At 62.2% G+C, this 21,515-nt stretch carries 18 protein-coding genes; 7 read left to right on the top strand and 11 right to left on the bottom strand.

What is annotated here, in order from left to right:
• Positions 1-167 precede the first annotated feature (167 nt).
• Positions 168-911, bottom strand: coding sequence for an SDR family oxidoreductase (locus C2L64_RS25320; RefSeq protein ID WP_007587618.1), 744 nt, complete (start codon positions 909-911; stop codon positions 168-170).
• A 140-nt stretch (positions 912-1,051) separates the two neighbouring features.
• Here C2L64_RS25320 and C2L64_RS25315 point away from each other — a divergent pair, with 140 nt between their 5' ends.
• Both C2L64_RS25315 and C2L64_RS25310 read left to right on the top strand, forming a co-directional pair.
• Positions 1,052-1,975 (top strand): LysR family transcriptional regulator, encoded by a 924-nt coding sequence (locus C2L64_RS25315; RefSeq protein ID WP_079488440.1) that lies wholly within the window; start codon positions 1,052-1,054, stop codon positions 1,973-1,975.
• Between the two features lie 148 nt (positions 1,976-2,123).
• Positions 2,124-3,713, top strand: a complete 1,590-nt coding sequence (locus C2L64_RS25310) for a methyl-accepting chemotaxis protein (RefSeq protein WP_007587615.1) — start codon at positions 2,124-2,126, stop codon at positions 3,711-3,713.
• A 51-nt stretch (positions 3,714-3,764) separates the two neighbouring features.
• Here C2L64_RS25310 and C2L64_RS25305 read toward each other — a convergent pair whose 3' ends face one another.
• Positions 3,765-4,475 (bottom strand): FadR/GntR family transcriptional regulator, encoded by a 711-nt coding sequence (locus C2L64_RS25305; RefSeq protein WP_007744091.1) that lies wholly within the window; start codon positions 4,473-4,475, stop codon positions 3,765-3,767.
• Between the two features lie 165 nt (positions 4,476-4,640).
• Here C2L64_RS25305 and C2L64_RS25300 point away from each other — a divergent pair, with 165 nt between their 5' ends.
• The 4 genes from C2L64_RS25300 (at position 4,641) to C2L64_RS25285 (ending at position 9,416) form a co-directional block, all read left to right on the top strand.
• Positions 4,641-5,435 carry a (Fe-S)-binding protein gene (locus C2L64_RS25300; RefSeq protein ID WP_007587612.1) on the top strand — a complete coding sequence of 265 codons (795 nt, stop codon included), beginning with the start codon at positions 4,641-4,643 and terminating at the stop codon, positions 5,433-5,435.
• Positions 5,432-6,148 carry a LutC/YkgG family protein gene (locus tag C2L64_RS25295; protein ID WP_007587611.1) on the top strand — a complete coding sequence of 239 codons (717 nt, stop codon included), beginning with the start codon at positions 5,432-5,434 and terminating at the stop codon, positions 6,146-6,148. Before C2L64_RS25300 ends, C2L64_RS25295 begins: the two co-directional genes overlap by 4 nt.
• Positions 6,145-7,590 carry a LutB/LldF family L-lactate oxidation iron-sulfur protein gene (locus C2L64_RS25290; RefSeq protein ID WP_007587609.1) on the top strand — a complete coding sequence of 482 codons (1,446 nt, stop codon included), beginning with the start codon at positions 6,145-6,147 and terminating at the stop codon, positions 7,588-7,590. The genes C2L64_RS25295 and C2L64_RS25290 overlap by 4 nt, the downstream gene beginning before the upstream one ends.
• A 113-nt stretch (positions 7,591-7,703) precedes the next feature.
• A complete protein-coding gene (locus tag C2L64_RS25285) occupies positions 7,704-9,416 on the top strand; it encodes a lactate permease LctP family transporter (protein WP_007587608.1) in 1,713 nt (570 codons plus the stop codon).
• Between the two features lie 55 nt (positions 9,417-9,471).
• Here the strand turns inward: C2L64_RS25285 and C2L64_RS25280 are convergent, their stop codons facing one another.
• On the bottom strand, positions 9,472-10,350 hold the full coding sequence (locus C2L64_RS25280; RefSeq protein ID WP_039901337.1) for a LysR substrate-binding domain-containing protein: 879 nt from the start codon (positions 10,348-10,350) through the stop codon (positions 9,472-9,474).
• Positions 10,351-10,451: 101 nt separating this feature from the next.
• Between C2L64_RS25280 and C2L64_RS25275 the strand changes: the two genes are divergently transcribed.
• Entirely contained in the window at positions 10,452-11,363 is a 912-nt protein-coding gene (locus C2L64_RS25275) for a DMT family transporter (RefSeq protein ID WP_039901341.1), read from the top strand.
• Positions 11,364-11,366: 3 nt separating this feature from the next.
• Here the strand turns inward: C2L64_RS25275 and C2L64_RS25270 are convergent, their stop codons facing one another.
• The 8 genes from C2L64_RS25270 to C2L64_RS25235 all read right to left on the bottom strand — a co-directional run bounded on the left by C2L64_RS25270 (position 11,367) and on the right by C2L64_RS25235 (position 20,738).
• On the bottom strand, positions 11,367-12,050 hold the full coding sequence (locus C2L64_RS25270; protein WP_103153722.1) for a Fe2+-dependent dioxygenase: 684 nt from the start codon (positions 12,048-12,050) through the stop codon (positions 11,367-11,369).
• Between the two features lie 100 nt (positions 12,051-12,150).
• The gene (locus C2L64_RS25265; protein ID WP_007744082.1) at positions 12,151-14,388 is read right to left on the bottom strand and encodes a TonB-dependent receptor; all 2,238 of its coding nucleotides are present in this window, start codon (positions 14,386-14,388) and stop codon (positions 12,151-12,153) included.
• Positions 14,389-14,727: 339 nt separating this feature from the next.
• Complete coding sequence (locus C2L64_RS25260; RefSeq protein ID WP_007587603.1) at positions 14,728-16,470, bottom strand: ABC transporter substrate-binding protein; 1,743 nt, start codon at positions 16,468-16,470, stop codon at positions 14,728-14,730.
• An 86-nt stretch (positions 16,471-16,556) separates the two neighbouring features.
• Positions 16,557-16,838 carry a DUF2160 domain-containing protein gene (locus C2L64_RS25255; protein ID WP_007587602.1) on the bottom strand — a complete coding sequence of 94 codons (282 nt, stop codon included), beginning with the start codon at positions 16,836-16,838 and terminating at the stop codon, positions 16,557-16,559.
• A complete protein-coding gene (locus tag C2L64_RS25250; RefSeq protein ID WP_007587601.1) occupies positions 16,838-17,650 on the bottom strand; it encodes a carbohydrate ABC transporter permease in 813 nt (270 codons plus the stop codon). Before C2L64_RS25250 ends, C2L64_RS25255 begins: the two co-directional genes overlap by 1 nt.
• Positions 17,643-18,536 carry a carbohydrate ABC transporter permease gene (locus tag C2L64_RS25245; RefSeq protein WP_035537215.1) on the bottom strand — a complete coding sequence of 298 codons (894 nt, stop codon included), beginning with the start codon at positions 18,534-18,536 and terminating at the stop codon, positions 17,643-17,645. Before C2L64_RS25245 ends, C2L64_RS25250 begins: the two co-directional genes overlap by 8 nt.
• Entirely contained in the window at positions 18,533-19,639 is a 1,107-nt protein-coding gene (locus tag C2L64_RS25240; RefSeq protein ID WP_007587588.1) for an ABC transporter ATP-binding protein, read from the bottom strand. Before C2L64_RS25240 ends, C2L64_RS25245 begins: the two co-directional genes overlap by 4 nt.
• Positions 19,626-20,738 carry an ABC transporter ATP-binding protein gene (locus tag C2L64_RS25235; protein ID WP_007587587.1) on the bottom strand — a complete coding sequence of 371 codons (1,113 nt, stop codon included), beginning with the start codon at positions 20,736-20,738 and terminating at the stop codon, positions 19,626-19,628. Before C2L64_RS25235 ends, C2L64_RS25240 begins: the two co-directional genes overlap by 14 nt.
• Between the last annotated feature and the right edge of the window lie 777 nt (positions 20,739-21,515).

The raw sequence follows: 21,515 nt of genomic DNA, 5'->3' as shown, positions 1-21,515 counted from the left end.
TTTCGACGTGGGTTCCGCGAAAGCGCCATTCTGACATGAGCAAACGGCAGAAACGTTACGTGACAGCTGCTTGACGTTTATTTGTCGAAGCTTTGACAGCTTTTTGACAGGTTCTCGCAATGCCTGCCTGCAAGCATCGCGATGAACCTGTTCATAAAGCGCAGCCCTTAAGCGCTGAAGCCGCCATCGATCATCAGGTTCGCGCCCGTCACGAAGCCTGCTTCCGGGCTAGCGACATACGCGACCATGCCGGCAATTTCGTCGGCCGCCGCGTGACGCGGGATCGCCATCAGGCCATGCAGCGACGCCGCGAATTCACCTGCCTCCGGGTTCATGTCGGTATTGACGGGACCGGGCTGCACGTTGTTGACCGTGATGCCCTTCGGACCCAGATCGCGTGCGAGACCTTGCACGAACCCTTGCAGTGCCGACTTGCTCATCGCATAGACAGCGCCGCCCGCGAACGGCATGCGATCGGCATTCGTGCTGCCGATGTTGATGATCCGTCCGCCCTTGCCCATATGCGCAAGCACGGCCTTCGACGCCACGAACACGGCACGCACGTTGACTTGCACGGTCGCGTCGAAGTCTTCGAGCGAGAAGACGTCGAGCGTACCCAGGCGCAGCACGCCGGCGTTGTTCACGAGAATGTCGATCTTGCCGAGCTGGCGCGCCGTCTCGTTGATTGCGTTGGTCAGCGCTGCCGCATCCGCGACGTCCGCCTTCACGGCGACGGCACGGCCGCCCACCTTCTCGACGCTCGCGACGAGGTCGTTCGCGCCCGCAGCCGAGCTGTGATACGTGAAAGCGACCGTCGCGCCTTCGCTGGCGAGCCGGCGCACAACCGCCGCTCCGATGCCGCGCGCGCCGCCCGTGACGAAAGCTACCTTGCCTTGCAGATTCGAGTTCATGTTGTGCTCCAGTGGGTTTGTTGATCAGGTGAGGCCAGTATGGCGAGCGGATTACATTGCCGGTAGTATCGAATCACGACTAACAGTTTCAACCACAGATATAAGATTCAGGAAACCGCCCGGAGCACGACGGACACCACATGGAAGCGCTGAACCTCATCGAATCGTTCATACAGTCCGCCGAAACGGGCAGCTTTTCGGCGGCGGCGCGGCGCCTCGGCCTCACGCCTGCCGCCGTCAGCAAGAACGTCGCGCGGCTCGAAACGCATCTGGGCGTGCGGCTCTTTCATCGCAGCACGCGCAAGCTCACCATGACGCCAGGCGGCGAACAGCTCTGGGCCGACGCGGGCGTCCCGTTCGCCAGCCTGCAGGACGCGTTTGCGCGCGCCGCGCAGCATGACGGCAAGCCGTCGGGCGTGCTGAAGGTCAGCATGGCCGTCGCGTTCGGGCGCGAGTATCTGGTGCCGTTGCTCGGCAGCTTTCTCGAACGCTATCCCGACATCGTGCCCGACTGGCACTTCGACAACCGCGCCGTCGACCTGATCGCGGGCGGCTTCGACGCGGCGATCGGCGGCGGGATCGAGCTGACGCAAGGCGTGGTCGCGCGCGATCTGGCGCGGCCCTGCGTGATCGTCGCGGCGTCGCCGGCTTATATGGCGGGCCGGCCGCTGCCCGCGCATCCGTCCGATCTCGCGGAACTGGACGGCATCGCGCGCCGCTCCAGCAGCACGGGCCGCCTGCGCGCGTGGACGATGCGCAATCAGGTCGGCGAAGAAGCACTCGCCGAATGCAAGACGCGGATGATCTTCGACGATCCCGAAGCGATGGCGCACGCGGCGCTGGCCGGTCTCGGCGTCGCGTTCCTGCCGACGCCGCACGCCGCGCCATGGCTCGAAAACGGCCGGCTGATGCGGCTCTTGCCCGGCTGGTACGCGGAAGTCAGCCCGATCACAATCTACTATCCGAACCGCAAGCTGCTGCCCGCCAAGACACGCGTGTTCATCGACTTCATCGTTGACGCATTCCGCGAACGGCGGCTCGCGGCACGCTTCGACGCGCGCTGAGATTCGTTCTCCGCACAATCCATGACAGGGTTTCCCTGTACGCAAGCCCACGCCACATTGGTCGATATATCAGGTGGAGACATGCGTGCCGCATTGCAGCGCGGCACGTCCACATTTCAATATATCGCCCACGTAGCGAGGCGTCCGGATGCTGAAGCTGAGTTTTACCCAGAAGCTGTGGTTGCCGCTCGTTATTAGCCTGATCGCGTTACTGCTGGTGTCGGTGTCGGCGGCGTATCTGTCGCGCGAAACCCGCATCGAGGAACGCAAGAACGACCTCGTGAACGTCGCCCATGTCGGGCTGTCGCTGGTCGAGGAATACGCGAAGCTCGCGCAGAGCGGCAAGCTGCGCGAAGCGGACGCGCGCACGGAGGCGCTCGCCCGGTTGCGCGAGATCCGCTACGGCGAGGACGGCTACTTCCTCGTGATCGATTCGACGCCGCGCATGATCATGCATCCGATCAAGCCCGCGACGAACGGCAAGGATCTCGCCGGCACCGCCGACGCGGACGGCCGCCATCACTATGCTGCTTTCGCGAAGGTCGCGCAGTCGCCCGATGGCGGCTTCGTCGATTACGTGTTTCCGCATTCGCGCCCGGCGTCCGCAGCGGGGCCGGCATCGGGGCCCGCTGAAGCCGTCGACAAGATCGGCTACGTGGTGCGCTACGCGCCGTGGGACTGGATCATCGCGACGGGCGCGTATGTCGACGATATCGACGCTGCGTTCATGCGCTCGCTGTATCTGATCGGTGGCGTGTTCGCGGGCATTGCGTTGCTGCTGGCCACGCTCGTCGCGCTGACCAACCGCAGCATCCAGCGCACGATAGGCGGCGATCCCGGCTACGCGGCGGATGTTGCGAACGCGATTGCCGTCGGCGATCTCACTGTGTCGATCGACACACGCACCGACGACGATCACAGCCTGCTGCGCGAAATGCGCCGCATGCGCGACACGCTGACGGACACCATCCGCGCCATCAAACACGCCGCCGATCACGTCGCGACGGGCGCGGGAGAAATCGCGAGCGGCAACGCGGACCTGTCGTCTCGCACCGAGAATCAGGCCGCTTCATTGCAGGAGACGGCGGCGAGCATGGAACAGATGACGTCGATGGTGCGGCAAACGGCCGAGAATGCGCGCACCGCGAGCGAGCTGGCCGAAAGCGCCGCGCAGATCGCGAACCAGGGCAGCGTGATGGTCGGCGAGGCGGTCACGACGATGCGCGATATCTCGACGGAATCGCAAAAGATGGTCGAAGTGATCGAGGTAATCGAGAGCATCGCGTTCCAGACCAATATCCTCGCGTTGAATGCCGCTGTCGAAGCGGCACGCGCGGGCGAACAGGGTCGCGGCTTCGCCGTCGTCGCGGGCGAAGTGCGCACGCTCGCGCATCGCAGCGCGGGCGCCGCCAAGGAAGTGCGGCAACTGATCAGCCGCGCCGTCGACAGGGTCGGCAACGGCGCGGGCCTCGTCGAACGCACGGGCACGACGATCCAGCAGGCGCGCGATGCGATTGCGAGCGTCACGGGCGTGATGCAGGAAATCGCCGCAGCCGCGGCCGAACAGAGCGCGGGTATCGATCAGGTGAATCTCGCCGTCACGCAGATGGACAGCCTCACGCAGGAAAACGCGGCGCTCGTCGAACAGGCCGCCGCCGCTGCGCATTCGCTGACCGAGCAGGCCGGGCGGCTGAAGACCTCGGTTGACGCCTTCCAGGTTTCCGACGCCGTGGTCTGATGTTTCGTCGCGTGGATCTGGTTGGACCACTTCGGAGCCGCTGACTGCGGCTCAGCTCTGCCGTTCGCGGATGCTGCGCACGAAGTCGATATGCGTGTGCATCGCTGTGCGGGCTTCTTCCGGACGCCGCGAACAGATTGCGTCGCTCACGGCGCGATGCTGGATCAGCAGTTGCCCTGATTCCGCCGGACCTTGCAGGCGCACGTCCGTGCCGCTGATCGTGATGTGCTCGCGCAGCATACCGAGCACGCTCGTATGCAGATGCAGGAACATCGTGTTGTGCGACGCGAGCGCGATGGCGTCGTGTAGCTGCGCATCGGCAGTAGCTTCGCTGTCCTGGTCGTCGCAAGCGTGCGAGCGTTCCAGCTCACGCATCAATGAACGGATGCGCTTGATATCCGCCTGAGTCGCGCGCATCGCCGCGAAGTAGGCTGTCGCGCCTTCCAGCACGCGGCGAAATTCGAGGATGTCGTCGCGTAATACAGGGTGATCCGCCACCAGTTGCCCCCACGGCGACGCGATGCCCGCGCGCAATTGATCCGTCGCGAACACGCCCGCGCCGCGCCGGCTCTGCAACAGCCCGCGCGCCGCCAGCCGCTGGATTGCCTCGCGCACCGTGTTGCGCGACACGTCGTATTGTTCGGCCAGCGCGCGCTCGGCGGGCAGCCGCGAACCCGGCGGCCACGTGCCGTCCAGTAGCGACGTTTCCATCTGGCGCATCACGCCCTCTACCCTGCCCCGCTCTCTCGTTCCTGTTGCCATACGCTTCCTCTGCTGCGTCGATCGTGCTTCAGTGGTCCAACCAATTTGTATTCTCGCGCACATTTGGGAATCATGCGTCAACGATTCAAGCGATCCGCGCGAGCCGCATCCAATGCGAAAAGCGCACAAAGCGGACGAACAAACGGACGCATTCTGGAGCGAGATATGAAGGAAAGGCACTATCCGGCGGCCGCACGCGATGTCTATCTGTTCGCGACTTGCCTCGTCGATCTGTTCGTCCCCGAAGCCGGGCTCGACGCGGTGAAGCTGCTCGAACGCGAAGGGCTGGTCGTGCACTTTCCTCAGGAGCAAAGCTGTTGCGGGCAACCCGCGTATAGCAGCGGAAATCCCGAACAGGCGCGTGACGTCGCGCGCGCCCAACTCGAGATCTTCTCCAAGCCCTGGCCTGTGATCGTGCCGTCCGGTTCGTGCGCGGGCATGATGCTCCATCACTGGCCAAAGCTCTTTGCCGACGATCCCGCGATGGCGCAAAAAGCGCAAGCGCTCAGCGAACGCGTGTACGAACTGAGCGAATTCCTGCTGCGCGTGCTGCACATCGAATTGCCTGCTTCCACCGATGAGCCGGACGAACGCGTCGTGCTGCACACGTCATGCGCGGCGCGGCGCGAAATGGGCACGCGCGTACATGGCGTCGAACTCGTCGATGCATTGCCGGGCGTCACACGCATCGAACACGAGCGCGAATCGGAATGCTGCGGTTTTGGCGGCACGTTTTCGCTGAAGCATCCCGACATTTCTGGCGCGATGGTGCGAGACAAGGTCGCATCCGCTTGCGCGACAGGCTGCGAGCGCATCGTTTCCGCCGACTGCGGTTGCCTGCTGAACATCGGACATGCGGCACGTCATCAAGGCGCGCCCGTCGAAGTCGAACATATCGCGAGTTTTCTGTGGCGGCGCACGCAACGCGCCGACGCGAAAAACAAGGGAAGCAAAGCATGAACGCACGCGAACGCATGCTCGGACGGTTGCGCGCCGCTGCGCCCGCTCAGGTTTCAGCCGACGACCTGAAACGCCTCGACCAACAGATCGACCTGCATTACGACAGCCGCCGCGTCGCGCTGCCGACGCAAGCCCTCATCGAATCGATGCAGGCGGCGCTCGCCGCCTCGCATGCCGAAGTGTTTCGCGCGACGGAGCGCACGTGGCCCGCGTTGATCGCACAACGTCTGCTCGACGCAAACGTGAAGCGCCTGCTGCTCGACACATCGCGCGCGGAAGGCGCTGCATTGAAGGATGTGTTGCCCTCTTCCGTGGCGACGAGCAACTACGATCAGCCGATCGAAAACTGGAAAGCCGAACTGTTCGACACCGTCGACGCCGGCTTCACGGTCGCGCGCTCAGGTCTCGCCTCGACGGGCACGTTGATCGTCGCGCCCGACGCGGGTTCGCCGCGCACGATGTCGCTCGTGCCGCCGCTGCATATCGCGCTCGTCTACGCGCATTCGTTGCACGCGGACCTGCACGCCGCGATGCGCGCGGAGCACTGGCAGGCGGGCATGCCGACCAATCTCGTGATGATCTCCGGACCGTCGAAGACTTCCGATATCCAGCAGACGCTCGCCTATGGCGCGCATGGCCCGCGCGAACTGTGGGTCGTGATCGTCGAACATCAAACCGACGCAGCCGTCGCTACGGATGGAGACGCAGCATGAACGCCACCCCGATGCACTTCGTGCCGTCGCAGGATTTCAAGGCGCGCGCCCGCGCCGCGCTCGACGACCCGAAACTGCGCAGCAGCTTTCGCGGCGCGATGGACTTTCTGCAAACGAAGCGCCGCACGCAGTTTCCCGACGACGACGAGTTGCAGCATCTGCGCGATCTCGGCGAAGCGGTGCGGCGTCATGCGCTGTCGCGCCTGCCCGATCTGCTCGTGCAGCTTGAAGCCAATCTCACGGCGCGCGGCGTCCACGTGCATTGGGCCGAAACAGCCGCTGACGCGAACGCGATCATCCACGGCATCGTGCAATCGCATGACGCGAAGCGCGTGATCAAGGGCAAGTCGATGGCGAGCGAGGAGATCGAGCTCAACCATTACCTCGAAGCGCGCGGCATCGACTGCATCGAATCGGATATGGGCGAGTACATCGTGCAGCTTGCGCACGAAAAACCCTCGCATATCGTGATGCCCGCGATCCACAAGACAAAGGCCGATATCGCCGAATTGTTCGAGCAGAACATACCCGACACACGCTATACGGAAGACGTCGACGAGCTGATCCAGACGGGACGGCGCGCGCTGCGCCGCGCATTCGTCGACGCCGATATCGGCCTGTCCGGCGTCAACTTCGCGGCAGCGGATACGGGCACGCTCTGGCTCGTCGAGAACGAAGGCAACGGACGCCTGTCGACCACCGTGCCCGACGTGCATATCGCGATCATGGGCATGGAGAAAGTGGTCGAGAAGCTGTCGCATGTCGTGCCGCTGTCTAGCCTCCTGACGCGCTCCGCCACGGGCCAGGCGATCACGACGTACTTCAATCTGATCACCGGGCCGCGCCGCGAAGGCGAGCGCGACGGTCCGCGTGAAATGCATGTGGTGCTGCTCGACAACGGCCGCACGCAGGCCTATGCGGACGAGCAACTGCGCGCGACATTGCAATGCATCCGCTGCGGCGCGTGCATGAACCATTGCCCCGTGTACACGCGTATCGGCGGACACGCGTATGGCACGACGTATCCGGGCCCGATCGGCAAGATCATTTCGCCGCATCTGCTCGGGCTCGAAGAAACGGCCGACCTGCCGACGGCATCGAGCCTGTGCGGCGCATGCGGTGAAGTCTGCCCGGTACGCATTCCAATTCCCGAACTGCTGGTGCGCCTGCGTACGGAAGCGAATCGCAATCCGGACGAAGTGGTCGCGCATCCGCTGCGCGGACAAGGCGCGAAGTTCAGCCGCGAGGAACAGTTCGTGTGGCGCTTCTGGAGCGGCGCGTTCGCGCATCCGCGCGCGTACAAGGTGTTGCGCTGGGCGGCGACGCGGCTGCGCGCATTCGCGCCGAAGAACCAGATGGGCTGGACCCGTCACCGCGAGCCGCTGAAACCAGCAGCGCGCAGCCTGCATGACCTGATGCGCGAGCGCGGCCAGCCCGAGTAACGCGCTTTCAATCCCGTAGATCACACGCGTGCATCGCCTCAATGGCGATGCACCGGGGGCGGCCGCGCGCCGCCGACAAGAATTCATTGATCGCATATTCGGAGGAGACCGACATGCACCCTTGGTATCAGACCTACCTGCCCCTCGGCAGCCTCTGGCTATCCGCGCTCGCGGCCAGCATCCCCATCATCTTTTTCTTCGTCGCGCTGGCGGGACTCCGCCTGAAGGGGCATGTCGCGGCGGCAGGTACGCTGGCGTTGTCGCTGGCCGTTGCGATCTTCGCGTATGGCATGCCAGCGCAGCAGGCGTTCGCGGCGGCGGGCTTCGGCTTTGCATACGGCTTGTGGCCGATCGCGTGGATCATCGTCACGGCCGTGTTCCTTTACAAGCTCGTCGTCAAGACGGGACAGTTCGACGTCATCCGCGCATCGGTGCTCGCGCTGACCGACGACCAGCGCCTGCAACTGCTGCTGATCGGCTTTTCGTTCGGCGCGTTTCTCGAAGGTGCGGCCGGTTTCGGCGCGCCCGTTGCGATCACGGCGGCGCTGCTCGTCGGGCTGGGTTTCGATCCGCTGAAAGCAGCGGGTCTGTGCCTGATCGCGAACACCGCGCCTGTTGCGTTCGGCGCGATGGGTATTCCCATCATCGTCGCGGGCCAGGTGACGGGCATTGATCCGTTCCTGATCGGCGCGACGGCAGGCCGTCAGTTGCCGCTGCTTTCGCTTGCCGTGCCGTTCTGGCTCGTGTTCATGATGGACGGCAAGCGCGGCCTCAAGGAAACGTGGCCGGCTGCACTGGTCGCGGGCGGCAGCTTTGCCGTCACGCAATACTTCACGTCGAATCACATCGGGCCTGAACTCCCCGACATCACGTCGGCGCTCGTCAGCCTCGTTGCGCTCGCGTCGTTCCTGAAGGTCTGGCAACCGCGCCGCGCTCGCGATACGGCACGCGGTGGCGTAAGCGGCGGTGCAGCCGCGTTGTCGGGGTTCGGTGGCGTCGGCGGCGGTTCGAATGGCGCTGCGGGCGTGAGCCGTCGCGCATCGCCTTATACGCTTGCGCAGACCATTCGCGCATGGGCGCCGTTCGGCATTCTGACTGCCGTCGTCACCGTCTGGAGCCTGCAGCCATTCAAGGCGTTGTTCGCCGCGAAGGGCGCGCTCGCGTGGAGCATCCTCAAGTTCAAGGTGCCCGCGCTCGATCAACTCGTGATGAAGACAGCGCCCATCGTCGCGACGCCGAAAGCGTACGAAGCCGTGCTCAAGATCGATCTGCTCTCGGCAGTCGGCACGGCGATCTTCGCGACGGCGCTGATCTCGATGGTGTTGCTGCGCGTGAAGCCGCGCGACGCATTCACGACGTTCGGCGAAACGCTGAAGGAACTGCGCCGCCCGGTGCTGTCGATCGGTCTGGTTCTCTCGTTCGCCTTCGTCGCGAACTACTCGGGGATGTCGTCGACGCTCGCGTTGCTGCTCGCCGGAACGGGCGCCGCGTTCCCGTTCTTCTCGCCCGTGCTCGGCTGGCTTGGCGTGTTCCTGACGGGCTCGGACACGTCGTCGAATGCGCTTTTCTGCTCGCTTCAGCACGCGACCGCGCATCAGATCGGCGTGTCGGACACCTTGCTCGTGGCTGCGAACACGACGGGCGGCGTGACGGGCAAGATGATCTCGCCGCAGTCGATCGCTGTCGCCTGCGCGGCGACGGGGCTCGTCGGACGCGAGTCGGAGCTGTTCCGCTTCACGGTGCGGCATAGCTTGCTGTTCGCGATGATCGTCGGTCTGATCACGCTGTTGCAGGCTTATGTGCTGCCGGGCATGTTGCCGGGTTGATATTCTGCTCGCACCGCAACTGATGAACGCCCGCTCTCTAAAGCGGGCGTTCTGCTTATGGCTCGCCGATAAACCACGCCCTCAAGGTCGCCGCACCTGGCTTGAGTTCGATCGACTTTGGATGTACGAGGTAGTACGCGGTCTTCAAAGGCAGACTCTGACCGAATGGATCGATCAGCGAATTCGCCGCCGTCTCCGCTTCCGTCAATACCGCGCTCGTCAGCACGACACCCTGTCCCCGCGCGGCGGCCTCGATCGCCATCAGCGACTGGTCGAAATGAATGCCCGCCATGCCGTCGATCTGCCGCGCGGACAGCTTGCTGAATTTCTTCAGCCACGTCGTCCAGTGCGGATGCAGCGTGTTGTGCAACAGCGTTGCGCGTTGCAGATCGTCGGGGGCTTTCAGCTTCAGCCGCCTCGCATACGATGGGCTGCAATAGACGCGCGCTTCATCGGCATGCAACAGTTGCACGTGCAGATCGGGCGCGTTGCCGTCGAAATAGCGCACGGCCAGATCGATCGACTGCAATTCGAAATCGACCATCGCGGTCGTCGTATTCAGCTCCAGCGCGATGTCCGGATGCGCGATCAGAAAGTCCGTCATGCGCGGCGCGAACCATTTGGCCGCGAAGCTGGGCGGCATCGACACGCGCACGCCCTTGCTCTGGTTCTCGCGCACGCGGCGGCTCGCATGCATGATCTGCGCGAGCGCGGGTTGAATCTGTGCGTAGTAGGCGCGCGCTTCATCCGTTGGGATGATCTGCCGCACCTGACGCGCGAACAGTGCGACGCCGAGCCACGCCTCGAGCTTCTGGATCTGCTGGCCAACTGCGCCAGGTGTCACGTGCAGTTCATCGGAAGCTGCAGAAAAACTGTTTAGACGCATCGCAGACTCGAACGCGATCAGCGCCTTTAGAGGTGGCATTCCGGACATAGGATAGTTTTTCTGCAGTATCGACGAGAACAAATCGTTTGTACCGCATCCGTGCGCGCAGCACAATCGGCGCATCGTCCTTGCATCCGATGGTGTTTGCCATGAATCCCGCTTATCTCGCGTTCGCGCTGCTCGGCCTGATCTGGGGCAGCAATTTTCTTTTTATGAAGTGGGCCAGCCTATGGATCACGCCCGCGCAGATCGTGTTCTTGCGCGTGCTGTTCGGGTTTTTACCGCTGCTCGTCTACGCGTTCGCGACGAAAGCGCTCGCATGGAAACAGCTGCGCCATGCACACCACTTCGTCGTGATGTCGCTGCTCGCGACGAGCGTTTACTACTATGCGTTTGCCAAAGGCGCGTCGCTGTTGCTGTCGAGCGTGGCGGGCATGTTGAGCGGCGCCATTCCGCTTTTCTCGTTCGTCTGCGCGTGGGCGCTGTTGCGCGCGGAACGACCCAGCCCACGCATGATGGTCGGCGTGGTGTGCGGTTTCGTTGGCGTGTTGATGATCGCGCGGCCGTGGAATGGCGCCGTCGCGAGCGTCGATCTGAGCGGCGTCGCGTATATGGCGGCGGGCTCGCTGAGCGTGGGCTGCTCATTCGTCTACGCACGGCGCTTTCTGTCGAAGCTCGACATGTCGCCCGTCGCGCTGTCCACGTGGCAAATCGGCTTTGCGCTGTTGACGATTGCCTGCGTGACGCCATTCGACGGCATCACCCGCATCGCGCACGACGCGCGCGCCACCGTCGGCCTCGTGCTCGGGCTCGGACTGCTCGGCACGGGCGTCGCGTATATCCTGTACTACTTCATCGTGCAACGGCTCGGCGCGCTCGCGGCTTCGAGCGTCACGTATATTCCGCCCGTCATTGCGCTGGGAATCGGCGTGCTGCTCGCGCATGAACCGATTCATCCGCTCGATCTGCTCGCGATGGCCTGCATTCTCGGCGGTGTGTTCCTGCTGCAAAGCGGGCGCAGTCCGCAAAAGACGACGACCGTGGCGCGACGGCCGGCGTAACGCTCAGGTCTCGCTCCACATGCGCAGCAGGTTGTGGTAACAGCCCACCAGTGTGCGGCGCGCCGCTTCATCGCCGTTCGATGCATTGAGGCGTTGTATCGCGCCGTCGAGATCGAACAGCATCGCGCGTTGCGTGTCGTCGCGCACGAGGCTTTGCGCCCAGAAGAAACTCGACACGCGTGCACCACGCGTCACGGGCCGCACCTGATGCAGGCTCGTGCCCGGATACACAATGGCGTGTCCGGCAGGCAGCTTCACTTCCTGCACGCCGAAGGTATCTTCGACCAGCAGTTCGCCGCCGTCGTATTCGTCCGGCGGCGTGAGAAACAGCGTGATCGAAATATCGGTGCGTACGCGCACGCCGCTGCCCGGCACGAGCCGGATCGCGCCGTCGACATGACTGCCGAAGTGCATCCCGCCTTCGTAGCGGTTGAAGAGCGGCGGATACACCTTGTTCGGCAGCGCGGCGCTGATGAACAGCGGATGACGCTCCAGCGACGCGACAATCCGGTCACCCATTTCCAGAGCGATCTGCGAGCCTTCCGCGATCTGCTGGTTGCGCTTGACGGGCGCGCCCTGGTAGCTGGCCGTCGCGCGGCCATCCACCCATGCGTCGCTGGCTTCGAGCGCCGCGCGCATCGCGGCGGCTTCGGCGGGACTCAGTACGTCCGGGATCGAGACAATCATGGTTCAACGTTCCTGCATAAGCAGCAGCGCCGCGCGCCTCCGCATGAATCGCTTCATGCGGGCGAGCGCGCGGCGTGCCGTGGGCTATCGCTTCGTGCGATCAGAAGAAGCGATAGTTTAGCGTCGCGAGGAACGTACGGCCGTAACCCGGCACCGCGCGTCCGCCGTCGGACGGAATCAGCGCGTCGTAGTAGTTCTTGTCGGTCAGGTTCAACACGTTGATCTGGACGTCGTAACGCTTCGCGTGATACGCGGCCATCGCATCCCAGCGCGTGTAGCCGCCAACCTGCACGAAGTTGTTGTTCGCCGCATAGCGCGACGACATGTACGTCGGACCGCCGCCGATTTCCCAATGCGGCGTGAACTGATACGTCGTCCACAACGTCAGCGTATTGCGCGGCGTATTCGCGGGCGTCTTGCCTTGTGTGCCGTCGAACGCCTGCAGAATCACGCCGTCCATGTACGTATAGCCGCCGAACACCTGCCAGTTGCTCGTGATGTGGCCGGCCAGGCCGAGCTGATAGCCGCGCACGCGAATATCGCCGTCGAGCGTGTAGCTGCCGTCGGGGTTTGCGGTACGTGCATTCGTCTTCTCGATGCTGAACAGCGATTGCGTCACCGACAGGCCGCCGCCGAGCAGATCCAGCTTCGCGCCGACTTCATACGACTTGTTGTGCTCCGGCGGCAGGTTCTGCTGGCCGTTGGTCAGCGTCAGCGCTTCGAGCGACGGATCGAACGACGTGCCATACGACACGTAGTACGACTGCCAGTCGGCCGGTTGATAAATGATGCCGCCGCGCACGCTGGTGAAGTAATTGGTCTGCGTCGCGTAACCCGGCAGGTTGATCGAGTTCTTGATCGACGCTTCGTAGCGGTCCCAGCGCACGCCGCCCACCACCTTCCAGTGCTCGCCAAGCGAGATCGTGTCGTTCAAATACAGGCCCACGTCATTCGCGCTCGATTCCGCGAGATTGGTCGCCACTTCCTTCACGTTCGCGGGACGCGTCGTGTACGGCGGATTGATCAGCGGCACGACACCGATCGTGTTCGACGTCATGCCCGGCGAAGTCGCCGTGAAGCTCTGGTTGCTGTACGTTTCGTGGCTCAGATCGACGCCGGCGAGCAGGTCATGTTTGACCGGCCCCGTGTTGAACTTCCACTCGACGTCGGTCGAGTTGTAGACCGAATGGTCGTTAATGTTGCGGTCCTTGCCCTGCAGCTTCACGAACAGCTTCGACGGATCGATGTTCGTGAAGTTGCCGTTGGCGAGCGCCGTCGACGTCGAGAGCGGCCCCGTCAGCACCGACGCCGCATTGGTCGCGCGTGCTTCCGTGCTGTAGTGGCTGAACTGCGTCTGGTTGCGCACTGTCACGTCTTCGTTGAAGCGGTGCTTGATGCGCGCGCTGAACGTCTGCACGTCCTGAATCGTGCGGTCGTCGGTGTAGCCGTAGAACGTGCCGCGATTCACCGGTGCGGGATGGCCGTTCAGCGGCGGAACGCCGTAGTCGGGCTGATCGCGGTTGTGCTGGATCAGCGCGGACAGCGTGATTTCCGTCGGCGTGCCGATGCCGAACTTCACTTCGGGCGCGACGCCATAGTCCTTGTTCTTCATCACATCGCGCGACGAACCGAGGCTCTGGCCGAATGCGTTGATACGGAACGCGGAGGTATCGGTGATCGGCGTGTCGAGGTCGACCGTGGTGCGGTAACGGTCATGCGTACCCGCCTGCACCGAGACGTCGGCGCGCTTTTTCAGCTGCGGCTCCTTGCTGACCTGATTGATCACGCCGCCCGTCGAACCGCGTCCGAAGTACAGCGACGAAGGACCGTACAGCACGTCGATCGAGTCGAGGTTGAACGTGTCGCGATAGTACTGGCCGCGATCGCGGAAACCGTCGAGGTAGATGTCGGTACGCGCCGAGAAGCCGCGCAGGTTGATGTTGTTGCCGATCTGGCCGCCTTCGGCGGCGCCGATCGTGATGCCGGGCACGTTGCGCAGCGCGTCGGAGAACGAGTTCGCAGCCTGCGACTGGAGCACGGCCTTCGGTATGACGGTGACGGCCTGCGGAATATCGCGCAGCGCGGTCGGTACCTTGGCGCCGACACTGGATGTGTCGGACTGGAAGTCGGTGGCGTTGTCGACCTGCCCCGTCACCTTGACGGCGGGCAGTGTGTTGCTTTCGGAAGGCTGGCTGGCCGAGGGCTGGCTGGCGGGAGAAGCGGACGTTGCAGCCTGGGCAACCTGTGCTGCCGGTGTGGCCGGCGTCGTCGTTTGAGCAAAGAGCGGCGTCGCAAAGACGGCCATGACGGCCGCTGCGAGTGGCGTGGTTCGAAGCATCACGATTCCCTGTCGTTGTAACTGAATTTTTTATGTGTAACGAGCGGTGCCTGCCCGTCAGGTTCGCAAATTTCGCGAACTGGCCCGCCTGGCAACGGATTCCGGCCGGTCACATCTAAATGAGAATCGGTATCATTACATGAACAGTAATGGTTCGCAATCATCCGTAAGGCATATGTGGTCTTTATGCATCAAACGTTTAAATGACAATTTGCTTTCGATTGATGAACGGGTCGCGCCTGTTTAATCGCGCGCTCTTGCGGCATAAAACCAATAAAAAACGGGCGGCGTCTTTCGACACCGCCCGCCTCAACCTTCCCGCTTTTCTACGTCAAATAATTAGCGAACCTTGCCCGCCTTCCATGCCGCGAGCAGCTGGTCGTACTTGACCGTTTCGCCCTTCGGCTTTTCGTTCGCGAGCTTCTTCCAGGGCGCATGCTGATCCGAGAGCCATTTCGACGGATCGCTTTCCGGGTTCAATTCCGGCGCGCACACCTTCATGCCGGCGCGCTGCAAACGGCCCAGCACCTGGTCCATTTCCTTCGCGAGGCTGTCCATCGCGGCTTGCGGCGTCTTCTCGCCAGCAGCCGCTGTCGCGACGTTCTTCCACCAGAGCTGCGCCATCTTCGGATAATCCGGCACGTTGTTGCCCGTCGGCGTCCACGCGACACGCGCCGGGCTGCGATAGAACTCGATCAGGCCGCCGTACTTGTCGGCGTTCTTCGTGAAGTAATCGCTATGAATGTCTGAGTCGCGAATGAACGTGAGACCGACAATCGACTTCTTCAACGACACCGACTTTGACGTCACGAATTGCGCGTAAAGCCATGCGGCAGCACGCTGGTTCGCGGGCGTCGACTTGAAGAAGGTCCACGAGCCGACGTCCTGATAGCCGTTCTGCATGCCGTCCTTCCAGTACGGGCCATGCGGCGACGGCGCCATGCGCCACTTCGGCGTGCCATCTGCATTCGTCACGTTTCCGGGCTTGAGCATCGACGCCGTGAACGCCGTGTACCAGAAGATCTGCTGCGCGATCTTGCCTTGCGCGGGAACCGGGCCCGCCTCGCTGAACGTCATGCCGGACGCTTCCGGCGGCGCATATTTTTTCAGCCAGTCGACGTACTTGGTGGTCGCGAAGACGGCAGCCGGGCTATTCGTGCCGCCGCCGCGCGACACGGATGCACCAACGGGATGGCAACCATCCGGCGTCACGCGAATGCCCCATTCGTCGACGGGTATGCCGTTCGGAATGCCTTTATCGGCTTCGCCCGCCATCGAAAGCCACGCGTCTGTGAAGCGCCATCCAAGCGACGGGTCTTTCTTGCCGTAGTCCATGTGGCCGTAGACCTTTTCACCGTCGACGGTCTTCACGTCGTTCGTGAAGAAGTCGGCAATATCTTCATACGCGGACCAGTTCACGGGCACGCCGAGATCGTAGCCATACTTCGCCTTGAACTTGTCCTGCAGATCTTTGCGCGCAAACCAGTCCGCGCGGAACCAGTACAGATTGGCGAACTGCTGGTCGGGCAACTGATAGAGCTTTTTATCCGGCGCGGTCGTGAAGCTCGTGCCAATGAAGTCCTTCAGATCGAGGCCCGGATTCGTGTACTCCTTGCCCTCGCCCGCCATGTAATCGGACAGCGGCACAATCACGCCATAACGATAGTGCGTGCCGATCAGATCCGAGTCCGAAATCCAGCCGTCGTAAATACTTTGACCGGATTGCATCGACGTCTGCAGCTTTTCGACGACATCGCCTTCCTGAATGATGTCGTGCTTGACCTGAATACCCGTGATTTCCGTGAATGCCTTGGCAAGCGTCTTCGATTCATACATATGCGTGTCGATCGTTTCCGACACCACGTGCACTTCCTTGACGCCTTGCGATTTGAGTTTTGCAGCCGTATCGATGAACCATTTCATTTCGTCCATCTGCTGCTGCTTGCTCAGCGTGCTGGGCTGGAATTCGCTATCGACCCATTTCTGCGCTTCTGGCGTACCCGCCAGTGCAGCGTGATTCGCACAAGCCCCCGCGACCACTCCTGCCACTGCGAGCGCGACGATCCGTCTCCTGTGTTGCATGGTCTTCTCCTGTGTCTCCACACCCCTTTGGATCATCAGCCGGTTGCCGCCCGGGGCATCAACGAAACCGGTTTATTCTTGACGCTTTATCCCTTCCACATGATCACGAGCAGCACGACGACAGACGCCGCAAAGCCCGGCCATGCGCTGGCGCCTTCGCCGCTAATCGCAATCCACGCGAGATTCACATAGGCCGCCGTCAACAGTCCGATAAAGAGCCTGTCGCCACGCGTGGTCGCAATCGGCAAAAAGCCTTTGCGTTCGATAGTCGGCGCGCGAAACTCCCACAGCGTCATGCCTGCGAGCATCGCGACGACGCAGCCAAAGAAGATCCCGACTTCGGGTGTCCAGTACATCCACGTGAACATCACACTCTCCCCATCGCAAAGCCCTTCGCGATGTAGTTGCGCACGAAGTAAATAACGAGCGCGCCGGGAATGATGGTCAGCACACCGGCTGCGGACAGCACGCCCCAATCCATACCCGCCGCCGATACCGTGCGCGTCATCACAGCGGCAATCGGCTTTGCGTTGACGGTGGTCAGCGTGCGCGCAAGCAGCAACTCGACCCAGCTGAACATGAAGCAGAAGAACGCCGTCACGCCGACACCCGCCTTGATCAAAGGCAGAAAGATCTTGATGAAGAATGCAGGGAACGAATAGCCGTCGATATACGCGGTCTCATCGATTTCACGCGAAACGCCCGACATGAAGCCTTCGAGTATCCATACCGCGAGCGGCACATTGAACAGCATGTGCGCGAGCGCGACGGCGACATACGTGTCCATCAGCCCGACGCTCGAATACAGCTGGAAGAACGGCAAAAGGAACACGGCGGGCGGCGTCATCCGGTTGGTGAGCAACCAGAAGAACATGTGCTTGTCGCCGAGAAAGCGATAACGCGAGAACGCGTACGCGGCCGGTAACGCGACGAGCACCGACATCACCGTATTCATCAATACATAAATGATCGAATTGATGTAACCCCAGTACCACGACGGGTCCGTGAAGATCACCTTGAAGTTGTCGAATGTCACGTGATGCGGCCAGATCGAGAACGCCGACATCGTTTCTTCGTTCGTGCGCAGCGAGATCGACAGCATCCAGTACAGCGGAATCAACGCGAACGCGATATAGCCGAGCAAGACGAGCCCGCGTATCCAGCGGCGGTTATCACGCATTGTCTTCTCCCGTCGTTGCAGGACCGCCCTTGCCGACGCGCTCCATCCAGTTGTAGAGAATGAAACAGAGCAACAGGATGATCAGGAAGTAGATCAGCGAAAAAGCCGCCGCAGGGCCGAGATCGAATTGACCGACGGCCTTTTGCGTCAGGTACTGGCTCAGAAATGTGGTCGAGTCGCCCGGACCGCCCCCCGTCAGCACGAATGGCTCCGTATAGATCATGAAGCTGTCCATGAAGCGCAATAGCACCGCGATCATCAGTACGCCGCGCATCTTCGGCAGCTGGATATAGCGAAACACCGCAAAGCGGCTTGCACCGTCGATTTCCGCGGCCTGATAAAACGCATCGGGAATCGCGCGCAACCCTGCATAGCAGAGCAATGCAACGAGCGGCGTCCAGTGCCAGATATCCATTACGAGCACGGTGACCCATGCGTCGGTGGGACTCGCCGTGTAGTTGTAGTCGACGCCGATGCGATTGAGTACGTAGCCGAGCAGACCGATATCGGGCCGGCCGAAGATCTGCCAGATCGTGCCGACCACATTCCATGGAATCAGCAGCGGCATCGCGAGCACGACGAGGGCCGCCGATGCGCGCCAGCCGGAGGCCGGCATCGCGAGTGCAAGCCCAACGCCGAGCGGAATTTCGAACAGCAATACACACGCCGAGAAAATGATCTGCCTGCCCAATGCGCCGCGCAGATCGGGATCGGTCATGATGTTGCGAAACCATTCGGTACCGACGAACACATGCTGCGTCGGGCTGATGATGTCCTGCACCGAGTAGTTGACGACCGTCATCAGCGGCAGGATCGCGGAGAACGCGACGCAAATGAAAACAGGCACGACGAGCAGCCACGCCTTCTGGTTGAGCGGCTTCATCACGCGCCTCCTGCGGCTCGCACCGCAATGCGTTCGTCGTTGCTGAAATAGACGGTTTCGGGCGCAGCGACGCGCAACCACACGGGGCCATCCACGACGCGCAAATTCGGCTCCATCTTTGCGTTGAAGATGTGACCTTCGCAGTTCGCCGTCACGAGCTGATAGTTGCCGAGCTGCTGCGCGCGCGTGACTTGCGCGCGGACTGCGCCCGCTTCGCCGTCGCTAGCGAGACGCACGAACTCGGGCCGAATGCCGAGCTTCAGATCGCCGTTCGTGCCCTTGAGGGTCGCGAGCGTATTCGCGTCGACGGCGACGCGCTGCGAGCCCAGCTTGATCGCGCCTTCATCGAGACTCACGGGGCACAGGTTCATCCCCGGACTGCCGATGAAATAGCCGACAAACGCATGATCGGGGCGAAGAAACAGCGCTTCAGGCCCGCCCTTTTGCACGACGCGCCCATTCGTCATCACGACCACTTCATCCGCGAATGTCAGCGCTTCGACCTGATCGTGCGTCACGTAGATCAGCGTGAGCTTCAATTGCTGGTGGATCTTCTTCAGCTGACGCCGCAGCATCCATTTCATGTGCGGATCGATGACGGTCAGCGGTTCGTCGAAAAGAATCGCCGCCACATCCTTGCGCACGAGTCCGCGTCCAAGCGAAATCTTCTGCTTCGCATCCGCCGACAGGTTGCTCGCCTTGCGCGGCAACTCACGCGCCATGTCGAGAATGTCGGCCACTTCATGTACGCGCGTGCGGACTTCGGCGGCAGGCAGCCCGCGATTGCGCAGCGGAAAGGCGAGATTGTCGAACACGGTCATCGTGTCGTAGATCACCGGAAACTGGAACACCTGCGCGATATTGCGTTCGCGCGCGCCTTGTACGGTGACATCGCGTCCATTGAAAAGCACTTTGCCTTCCGATGGCGTCAACAGGCCCGACACGATATTGAGCAACGTCGATTTGCCGCAACCCGAAGGACCGAGCAGCGCGTATGCGCCGCCGTCTTCCCACACCATGCTCATCGGCTGCAGTGCGTAGTCGTCGAGCGAGGCGGGGTTTGGCCGGTACGCGTGACCGAGATTCTGAAACTCAATGCGCGCCATATGCCACCTCCTGCACCTTGGGACGCGCGACAAGATTGGCGTCCGCGCCGAACACGAACAGTTCGTCGGGGTCGATATAGACGTCGAGCTGCGTGCCGAGCGCGATCTGATGCACGCCTTGCAATTGCGCGACGAGATCGATGCCGCCGTGACGTGTATGCAAGTGAAGGTACGTTTCCGAGCCGCTCAGTTCGGCGAGTTCGAGCAGACAGGGCACGGCAATCGAATGCGCGTTGCGCGGCGCAAGACGCAAATGGCCAGGCCGGATGCCGATCCGGCAGGTGCCCGTTCCGACAGCCGTGGCCGCGGCGCGGCGCACGGGCACGTCGATGCCGATGGGCAGACGCGCGTCGCCGCTCTCGAGCAGTTCGCTCGTCAGCATGTTCATGGGCGGATCGTTGAAAACGGCGGCGACATCGACATTCGCGGGCGCGTTGTAGACGTCGAGGGTCGGGCCGAACTGCAGCACGCGGCCCTTGTCGACGACGGCCGTGTAGCCGCCTAGCAGCAGCGCTTCGAGCGGATCCGTCGTCGCATAGACGACCGTGGTCTTGCCGTCGGAAAAGAGTGTCGTGAGTTCGGCGCGCAATTCCTCGCGCAACTTGTAGTCGAGATTCACGAGCGGTTCGTCGAGCAGCACGAGCGACGTGCGCTTGACGAGCGCGCGCGCCAATGCGCAACGCTGCTGCTGGCCACCCGACAGCTCGCCGGGACGCCGGTCGAGCAGATGCTCGATGTGCAGCTTCGACGCGACCTCGTTCACGCGGCGGCGTATTTCGCCCGCTTCCGTCTTTTGCAGCTTGAGCGGCGACGCGATGTTGTCGAACACCGTCATCGCGGGATAGTTGATGAACTGCTGATAGACCATGGCGAGGTTGCGCTGACGCACGCTCACGCCCGTCACGTCCTGGCCGTCGGCCAGCACGCGCCCCGTCGTGGGCCTGTCGAGTCCTGCCATAACGCGCATCAACGTGGTCTTGCCTGCCTGAGTGGGACCCAGCAGCACATTGATCGCCCCCGGGACGAGCCGCAGATCGACGCCGTACAGATGCGTCAGCCCGCCCGAAACGACGGTGACCCGCTCGAGTTCCAAAACCAAATTGCTCTCCTTTGTTCGATGCTTCTGATGCAGCTTCGCTTTTCTTCTGCTTGTTCTTTGTTCAACCGCGGCTTCGACGCAAATGCAGATGCTTTGGTACGGCGACAGCAGTAATTCGACTACGGGCGTTCACATACGCCGGGCACCGCAAGGCGCGGCCCGGTTTGCTGACGAGAGGCAGGGCAAGGGATAGCGCCGCACGGGCGCCGGAGAAGCTGTTATCGATCCATTGTCCCGATGGTTTTTATTCGGGCACTTCAAAAACAGGCCACACGGCCCATGTTCAAAAAGGAAATCAAAACAACAGCAACAATGTTCTCTTTTGTTCGTTTACGTTTAAATCGGGGTTAACCATACAAAACGTGAACAATCACCATCTACTGTACTTACGGACAGTAGAACAATCTATTACGCATTGATGCTGGTTTACTTACAGTGAGCAAGTTGGCGGTCAGCGTAACAGAAGAAATGCGGTGCACCGGGCGGCAGTGCAATTCGTCTGAGCTGTCGAAACCGCCGGTCCGGAAAACCGCAATCCGCGTGCGCGAGTCAATCGCATGCGTTTGATGTTCGCGCGATGAAACGACAGCAGGCTTAGTGTTTCTGATGGTTCGTCCGGCACAGTTGAAAAACGTCGCTGCGTGAGCGAGCACGAGCGAGAACTCACTATTTACGAAGCACTCCATCCGCGAGTCTTTTCAGAAAGGGCCCTGTTTTTCGGGCTTTTCACGTGTGCTAGCCCGTATTCAAAGGAACCTGGATGAAACGCGAAGGCGT

The sequence above is a fragment of the Paraburkholderia hospita genome (assembly GCF_002902965.1).
In the GTDB taxonomy this organism is placed as follows: Bacteria; Pseudomonadota; Gammaproteobacteria; order Burkholderiales; family Burkholderiaceae; genus Paraburkholderia; species Paraburkholderia hospita.
The sequence above is the reverse complement of the archived record's forward strand: the minus strand, read 5'-3'. Positions and strand labels throughout refer to the sequence as shown.